This is a genomic window from Borrelia persica No12, from assembly GCF_000500045.1.
Taxonomy (GTDB): domain Bacteria; phylum Spirochaetota; class Spirochaetia; order Borreliales; family Borreliaceae; genus Borrelia; species Borrelia persica.
In genome coordinates, this window is the sequence record NZ_AYOT01000012.1 from 1 (window position 1) to 6,537 (window position 6,537).

Consider the following 6,537-nt stretch of genomic DNA (forward strand, 5'->3'; position numbering starts at 1 on the left):
TGGGGAACTTATTTGCATAATAGGCATTCTGGGAATTTTCAGATTGCTAGGGCAGGATGGGTAGGTCCTTATGGAGATCCAACATCTATATTATCCATTTTTACAAGTAATAAATCTTATATTTCAGCGTATAAATATTCAAATAATAAATATGATAGACTTTTTTTTGAATCTGATTTTGAGAGAGATCCTATTAAGAGACAAGATATTTTGAGAAAAGCAGAGGAAATAATAGTTGAAGAGGATTTTCCAGTTGCACCAATATATATTCAATCTGCAAACTATATGTTTCGGAATGATAAATGGAGTGGATGGCAACCAAATTTATTAGAAAATTATGAATTATCTTCGATAAAGATGTTGAAATAATTTAATTTGTTTTAATTAATATTTATTAATATATACCAAAAATTCTTTATGAATTTTTGGTTAAGTTTGTATAATTATTCTATTTATAGAGATTGATTATCAATGAGAGTTTTCAGTCTTGAATTTTTACCGAATAAATAATTAAAGTTATTATCATTACTTATATGTATAAAGAAAATCTTTCTGTTAATAGTCAAGAAGTGTTAATGCTCCAATCTTATTTTTAGTTTTATACTAATTTGATTTATACAATATTTTTATTTTATTTGATGTTGGTGTGATTTTTTTCTTTTTTTTGGGATATGTGATCTATATTAGATAATATTATAAAAATATAAGTTAAAATGGAGGTTTAGATGAAAAAACCATTAAGTTTATTAATAATGATGAATTTATTTGTGGGATGTGATGTTATAGCTGGGTTAAAAACATCGCTAGATGAAGATAAAGATGTTTTGCGAGATTCAGCAATAAAGATAATAGGGCAAGATCCAGGACACATAATAGATAGCGTTGGTAATGCTGCTTTAAAGATTGTAGGAGCAGTTGATGGTGATGTTATTGGTGTTGCCCAAGAAGTTGGAGGCGCTATTATTAGTGGTGTAAGTCAGGTTACAGGTGATGCTTTAAATCTTGTAAAGGACGTGGCTTCTGATGTTGCTGATAATTCAAGTCTAGGTGCTGTTTCTAATATTGCTTCTGTTGTTGTTGATGTTGTAAATGTTGTTGATGGTGTTTTAAAAGATTTTGTCATTGGGTCGTCATCTATTAAATCTGATGATAAAAGGGGTAAGATAAAAGAATACTTTAGGCAAGTAGAAAAGAGTTTAACAGATATTAAAAGTAAATTAGATAGTTCATCAGGAAATGTAGCGTCTAAACCTAATGTTTCTGGAGTGAATGAGGTTAAAAAAGCTAATGAAGTTATTGAAAAATTAATTACTGCTATCAAAAAATTAATTGAAGCTGTTGGTAATGATAATGTTTCTATTGGAGAGATTGGCAATAGCTCAACTAAGGCTTCTATAGTTTCTGATCAAACTAGTGTTAAAAATATCATAGATGGAGTTAAAGAAATAGTTGATCTTGCAAAAGCTTCTGGTGTAAGTATTCAAGTAGGAGATGCTGGAAATAAAGTTGAGGCTAATACTAATACAGCTGCTCTTGCTGCTCTTAATGGTGGTCAAGGTGGTGTAGGAGTAGGAGCTGGTTCTGCACTTGCTGGTGAAGTATCTAAAGCTGACGCGGGGGCAATGATTGATAAAATAAAGGCTGCTACAGTTACAAGTCAAAATATTAGTGGAAAGAATGAGAATAATGCTGGAGAGTTAATTACTGGTTATACTAGTGATAGTAAGGGAGCTGGAGCAAAAAGTAATGCAGACCTTGCCGCTGCTGTTGCACTAAAGGCAATGAGTAAGAATGGTAGATTTAGTGTTCCAAGTAGTGAGGGTACTACTAGCGAATATACTCAAAAAATTAAAGAGGCTGCATCTGTTGCTGTTAACAAAGTATTGAATACACTTGGTTCAATTATTAGTCAGACAGTGAAAATTGAGATTGAGAAAATCAACAAGGCTATCAAGAATTAAAATTATCTTGGGTTACTTAAGCTAAAATTTTTAGCATTTGCTATTAAATTTAGTGATGGGTAATTGAAGGTTGCAAAGAAATGTAAAATTATTTGGAAAGCGTCGATAGCGTCGATATAGAAAAGGGATCATAAGCTAAGAATTCCTTTTCTATATAGCTTTCTTTATAAAAGATAAATAAGTGTATTTAGGAGAAATAATTTAAAAAAAACTTGATATAATATCCTTAAGTATCCTAGAAAATTTAAATAAGAATATAAAAAAATGTTAAAGAAATGTGGTTCAAATAGGGAAAAAATTAGCAATTAATTCTTAAATTTTGGGTTTAAAAGAAAATAGTAGTATGATTGTGCAAATTCTATTTTGTAAATGTAAGCAAATATGTGTAGATATTTCTTTAGTATTTATATGCTTGTAAACAAATAACAATTATACGTATTTTTGCTTTTTTGAAATTTATTTATATTTGACATTTGTTTATTTGTCCTGTTTAATTTAATATTTTTTTTGAAAAATGTATTTGTAGTTTAAATGTTTTTATTTAGATTAATTTTGTTTATATTATTTACATTTTTTTATCGTTTTTTTTATTTTTTTTTGCTGTATTTTTTTTTCACTGAATTAATGATTAAAAAATGGAAAAAGAATAGTAAAAGAATGAATAGAAAATGGTGTTGGTTTTGATTCTGATGCAAAATTAGCAGGTTAAGTATTAAGAGCGGATTTGTAGACAATGATTGATAAAATGGCAAGTGCCGATGCTGTTGGGAATATTGTTTAGAACACTAATAGTGAGGCAATGAGCACTATCTACTGGAACTGTTCCAGTGGGAATGTTATTAATACTGGAGCAAAGAGTACTTGCTTGATGTAACAGCAGCAGTAGTTCTTAAGGCGATGACTAAAAATGGTAAATTTACATTGCAGGTGTTGATGTGGTTAAAATAGCAGCAACGAGTACAGTAAATCGAATACTATTAATACTTGATGTGATAATAAGGAAAACATTAAGTAGCAATCTAAAAGTGGCAATCTAAAAAAAGTGAAGGAAGCAGTTAAGGGAATAAAATCATTTAGGGATAATACATTTTTTGATGAGAGTTGTTTTCTTTTTGTTTTTATCTAGTTATTTTGGTCGAATAGGGTTAAAGGGGGGGGTATATGGTGGTGCAGGAGAATTATTTGATGGTAATACTGAAATTATTGAGGATGTAAAGAAATCAGTTGATGATGCACCAACAATCAACAATCAATTGGGTCGATGACTGGTGAAAAGAAGACGTAAGAGGGGGTTATAACTTGATGTTGATTTTGTTATTGAGGTTGTGAAAGACTAGAATGTTAAACTCTCAGAAATTTCAATTTTGGACTTACTTATTAAAGGAATTAAAGAAATAACGCGAGTCATTTTTAAAAGTATTTAAAAGGAAATATTTCTTTTTTGTTTTGTAAGGCATAAGGGGGAGATGTTTTCTTTTTAAGTCAAGTAATTTCAATATATTTCTTTTATATTTTTTATTAATCATTCATTTATCATGTGTGTCTATCATTTATTCATTTTTATTCGCTTTTATTTTTGGAGTAGTGTTAAAAAGCTAAGAAAGAAGGATTTGGATCGAGTAACTTTTTTTAGAAGTTAGATGGGCTTAGTGAGATGGGCTTAGTGAGAGAGTGAAGATAGGGAAGAGAAGGGAGCTTAAATAAAGAGGGATTTTAAGATTGGGGGGGGGTTGAAGAGTTTTAAGGAGGGAAAATTATGATGAGAGATATTATAGGTGAAGAGAATATAGGGGGTATTGGGAAGATGATAGGAATTAAAGGGGGGGTTGATTATATTCAGTTTAGTTGTGGTGGTTATAGGATGTAATGATGGGTTGTTAGCAGAGAAAGAGGGATTAGAGGAGAGGAATAGTTTTTTAGAGTCGTTAGTGAAGATCGGGAGAAGGATTACAGGACATTTTTGATTTTTTTTGTAGTGCTATTGGGGATGTATTAGGATTTAATGTGGTTAAACCTGAAGATAATAGGAGCAAAGTGGGAGAACATTTTAAAAAGATAGGAGATGGATTGAAGAATACTAAGGATAAATTAGCTGAGTTAGGGAAAGAAATAGTTGCTACTCCTAATGCTGATATTAAAGGAGTTGAAGCTGTTATTCAAAGTTCTAGTGCAGTGATTTCAAAACTAATTTCTTCTGTCACTAAACTTGCTGAGGTAACTAAGGAAGGTAGTATTAATATTGGTGATAATGTTGCTGGTGCTGCAGTAGCTGCTCATAAAGAGAGTGTTGAAGCTATTATTAAAGAAGTTAAAGCGATAATTGAAACTGCTACTAATTCTGGTATGCAAATTGAAAAAGGAAATCCTGGTGGTGAAGTGAATACTGCTAGTCCGGCTGATGCACCTGCTGTTCTTACTGCCAGTGGTTCTGCTAATCAAGGAGCTGGCTCTAAATTAGCTGATGTATTAACTCAAGCTGATTCTTGGGCAATGATAGATAAGATAAAAAATGCTAAGATCAAGGATGGTGCTCTTAATCAGAATGATAGTAATGATGCCGGAGAATTAGCTACTGGTACTCCTGGGCATGCTAATGGTTCTAAGGCAGCTACCAATGCAGACTTGGCAGCTGCTGTTGCACTCAAGGCTATGACTAAATCTGGTAAGTTTAGTGCTAACAATGCTGATAGTGGTATTGTTAAGGCAGCAGCAGCAAGTGCTGTAAATAAGGTGCTGAGAGTATTGGATGCAATAATTAATAAGGCAGTCAATCTTGAGCTTGGTAAAATTAAAGATGCTGTTAAGGGAATTAAATACTCAGAGACTACTGGAATTAATGTTCCAGAGGCTGGTACTACTCAAATTCCTGCTACTAAATAAGTCGTGAGACTGAATTATAGAGTTATTTAAGGAAAACACTTTGATTTTGATGAGGAATAGTTGTTTTCCTTTTTTTCATTTTAGTATGTCTTATTAAATATTCATCATTTGTTCATTTAACCAGTAAATTTCAATTTATATATCATTTGTTTATTTTTGTTTTTTAGCTTTCTAGTATTTTATAAGAGAAAAATAAAGAGATAAGGAAGAAGTATGAGTAGAGTGGTGAAGAGAAGTACGGTGGTGATGCTTGTATTAATGATGGGATTTAATAATGGATTGCTAGAGGAAGAGAAGGCAAAGAATAAATTTTTATAATCTTTAGTTAGTTTGGGGGGAGTGATTTTATCAATGTTTTTACTTCTTTTGGGGATATTGTTGGGAGTGTATTAGGATTTAATTTGAAGACTGAGAAGTTGGATGTGGGGGGATTTATTTTAAAAAAGTTAAAGAGACTGTAGAAAGCATCAAGAATAAGCTTGATGGTATTGTATATGATATAAAAAAAGAAGGGAATACGTATGCTGTTGGAGTAGGGAGTGCAGTCAAAGTTAGACTTAATAAGATAATTGACGGAGCAAATACTGTTAGCAAGGCTATTGGTACAGAAGGTATTTAACTAATTGGCAGTGTTGTTAACCAGAATTCTTGGGTGTGCTCTGTTGTAACTGGTGTTGAGAGCTTAGTGAAGGGAATTAAGAGTATTGTGGATGTAGGACTTAAAGATGAAGGTAATCCTGATGTTGGGGATAGTAAAAAAGTTGAAGATGGTAGTACTGCAGGGGATAATAATGCTGCTGCAGGTATACTGTTTGTTAACAACACTGCAGGGGTGCTGATGCTGCTTGCCAAGAAATCGGCAGCTGATGCAGCTAAGATTGTTGGAGCAGTCACTGGTTATGATATACTAAGGCCATTGTGAAAGATAATGGTGATGCTGTTATATTAGCTAGAGCAATGACTAAAGGTAGTAAGTTTGCTAATAGTAGTAATGCTGATATTGATCTACTGAAATTAAAGGAGCCACAGTAAGTTCAGTAACTAAGGCATTAGATACATTAACAATAACAATAAGAAAGACAGTTGATAAAGGACTTAAGACTGTTAAAGAAGCAATGAAAATTGATTCTAATTATAGTTCCTATAAGTTTTGATTATAGTTATCAAAATGGTGAAATAAATTTTATCTTTAATGAAACTATTCCTGTTGATTTAATTAAAGATTTAAGATTGAGAGATGATCATTATGAGAGTCCATTTAATGATCTTTATTATTATCCTTTTAATGTAACTGTAAAGTTTCTTGATGATGTTAAGGTTACATTAGCTATTATTGATAGACAAACTATCACAGATTAGGTCACTGCTAATAGTGCAATTTCTACAAGAACAGCAACTCCAAATTATGAATATTATACTGATTGAATATATATATTGGTGCAACTGGGAAATCCTCTTCAACTATTATTTCCTCTGCTTTTCTCAAAATATCTTGTCTCTTAATAGAATCTCTTTCAAAATCAGATTCAAAAAAAAGTCCATCATATTTATTATTTGAATATTTATACGTTGAAATATAAGATTTATTACTTGTAAAAATGGATAATACAGATGTTGGATCTCTATAAGGACCTACCCATCCTGCCCTAGCAATCTGAAAATTCCCAGAATGCCTATTATGCAAATAAGTTCCCCA

The 6,537-nt window shown here is 31.6% G+C and carries 3 protein-coding genes and 5 pseudogenes; 7 read left to right on the forward strand and 1 reads right to left on the reverse strand.

The genetic code is table 11. From position 1 onward, the window contains the following. From U881_RS10160 to U881_RS0100155, 7 genes and pseudogenes are all read left to right on the forward strand, one after another. Positions 1 to 369: pseudogene (locus U881_RS10160) on the forward strand (peptide ABC transporter substrate-binding protein); the annotation flags it as partial. A gap of 356 nt (positions 370 to 725) precedes the next feature. After that, complete coding sequence (locus U881_RS0100115; RefSeq protein ID WP_024652876.1) at positions 726 to 1,961, forward strand: variable large family protein; 1,236 nt, start codon at positions 726 to 728, stop codon at positions 1,959 to 1,961. An 867-nt stretch (positions 1,962 to 2,828) separates the two neighbouring features. Then, a pseudogene (locus U881_RS13095) lies at positions 2,829 to 3,087 on the forward strand (variable large family protein); the annotation flags it as partial. Then, positions 3,053 to 3,226 carry a hypothetical protein gene (locus U881_RS12415; RefSeq protein WP_160164744.1) on the forward strand — a complete coding sequence of 58 codons (174 nt, stop codon included), beginning with the start codon at positions 3,053 to 3,055 and terminating at the stop codon, positions 3,224 to 3,226. The pseudogene U881_RS13095 and the gene U881_RS12415, both read left to right, overlap by 35 nt. A 561-nt stretch (positions 3,227 to 3,787) precedes the next feature. Next, positions 3,788 to 4,841: pseudogene (locus tag U881_RS10165) on the forward strand (variable large family protein). Positions 4,842 to 5,054: 213 nt separating this feature from the next. Further along, positions 5,055 to 5,995: pseudogene (locus U881_RS11710) on the forward strand (variable large family protein). Continuing rightward, positions 5,964 to 6,200, forward strand: a complete 237-nt coding sequence (locus U881_RS0100155; RefSeq protein WP_024652878.1) for a hypothetical protein — start codon at positions 5,964 to 5,966, stop codon at positions 6,198 to 6,200. The pseudogene U881_RS11710 and the gene U881_RS0100155 overlap by 32 nt, the downstream one beginning before the upstream one ends. Positions 6,201 to 6,222: 22 nt before the next feature. Here U881_RS0100155 and U881_RS10175 read toward each other — a convergent pair. After that, positions 6,223 to 6,537, reverse strand: a pseudogene (locus U881_RS10175) (peptide ABC transporter substrate-binding protein); the annotation flags it as partial.

Coding starts and splice junctions, on each gene's coding strand:
- U881_RS0100115 (WP_024652876.1), top strand. CDS start 726: ATGAAAAAACCATTAAGTTTATTAATAATGATGAATTTATTTGTGGGA.